The organism is Vibrio sp. 2134-1, from assembly GCF_033339495.1.
In genome coordinates this window covers 1-1189 of the sequence record NZ_JAWOUS010000105.1, presented here as the reverse complement: position 1 = coordinate 1189, position 1189 = coordinate 1, and the positions used below count along the sequence as shown (strand labels likewise).

Annotated in this window: 3 protein-coding genes; 2 read left to right on the top strand and 1 reads right to left on the bottom strand. The window is 43.7% G+C overall.

The genetic code is table 11. The annotated features are described in order from the left end of the window. Positions 1–30 precede the first annotated feature (30 nt). Positions 31–726, bottom strand: a complete 696-nt coding sequence (tsaA, locus tag R7R78_RS24175) for a tRNA (N6-threonylcarbamoyladenosine(37)-N6)-methyltransferase TrmO (protein ID WP_225474379.1) — start codon at positions 724–726, stop codon at positions 31–33. A 122-nt stretch (positions 727–848) separates the two neighbouring features. Between tsaA and R7R78_RS24170 the strand changes: the two genes are divergently transcribed. Next, entirely contained in the window at positions 849–1109 is a 261-nt protein-coding gene (locus R7R78_RS24170) for a type B 50S ribosomal protein L31 (RefSeq protein ID WP_005479047.1), read from the top strand. Positions 1110–1112: 3 nt separating this feature from the next. Then, positions 1113–1189, top strand: a 77-nt coding sequence (locus R7R78_RS24165; protein ID WP_225474380.1) for a ribosomal protein bL36, incomplete at its 3' end; no start/stop codon positions are given.

The following is a 1189-nucleotide window of genomic DNA, read 5'->3' as shown; positions in this document are numbered from 1 at the left end:
GCCGTCTATAATATCAGCCAATTGGCTTTGTCAAAAGCTTTCAATCGCCGTAACTGTTATTAAGTTGCTATTCACGCTGAACTTAACGTTCAGATCGAACAAATTTACCGCATATTCCTTGGTATCCGGTTTGTTCTTCTTGTATGCAGGACGTGGATCCTGCGCCAGAACTTGTTCGATCACCGATTGTACATATTGAGTATCGGATCGCTTTGCTAGCATCGCCAATGCTTGAGACGAAAAGGTGACGTTCGATTTTTCAGGCTCTTCACCAGCGTAGCCGCCAATCGCTTCAGGAATGGCATCTGAGTAAGGAATATAAGGTTTGATGTCGACAATCGGTGTGCCATCGACCAAATCAACACTGCCAAGATCAACATATATTTGATCACCTTTCTTCGTGATGCCTTTCACTTCGACTGCCGACATTCCAATGCCATTTGGTCGAAAGGTAGAGCGCGAAGCAAACACGCCAATACGCTCATTTCCACCCAAACGAGGAGGCCGTACGGTTGGTTTCCATCCTGCCTCCAAATTTTGGTCAAACAGAAACAATAACCAGACGTGAGAGAACTGTTCTAATCCGCGCACCGCTTCTGGGCTATTTGCCTCGCCTAACAGCTTTACTCGCGCTTTAGCGGCTGGAACTAGGCGCGGTTGGCGAGGGACGGCAAACTTCTCTTTGTAAGGGGTTTCAATGATGCCAATCGGCTCAATCGAATACATAGCAAATTTCTTCAAGATTCATTTAAGTGAAAAAGTATCACAAATTTCTCTTGCATTTCTTATTGGGAATGATTATTAATTAAAATGTTATAACATAACAATTTAATTTGAAGGAAATTGAAATGAAACCAGGAATCCATCCTGACTATCGTCCAGTGGTGTTTCATGACACAAGTGTGGATGAATACTTTGTTGTCGGCTCAACATTGAAAACCGATCGCACCATTGAGTGGAAAGACGGAAAAACATACCCGTACTTCACATTGGATGTGTCGTCGTCTTCTCATCCGTTTTACACAGGCAAGCAACGAGTGGTTCAAGCGGAAGGGCGTATTGCTAACTTCAACCGTCGTTTTGGTCAATTTACTAGTGAGAAGGAATAAGTCATGAAAGTTGTGAAATCACTTAAAAGCGCGAAGAGCCGTCATCCTGACTGTCAGATAGTGAAAAGAAGAGGGCGCTT

What these genes read in the sequence shown, in the direction of transcription:
- tsaA (WP_225474379.1), bottom strand. Translation starts at nt 726, where the DNA reads ATGTATTCGATTGAGCCGATTGGCATCATTGAAACCCCTTACAAAGAG.
- R7R78_RS24170 (WP_005479047.1), top strand. Translation starts at nt 849, where the DNA reads ATGAAACCAGGAATCCATCCTGACTATCGTCCAGTGGTGTTTCATGAC.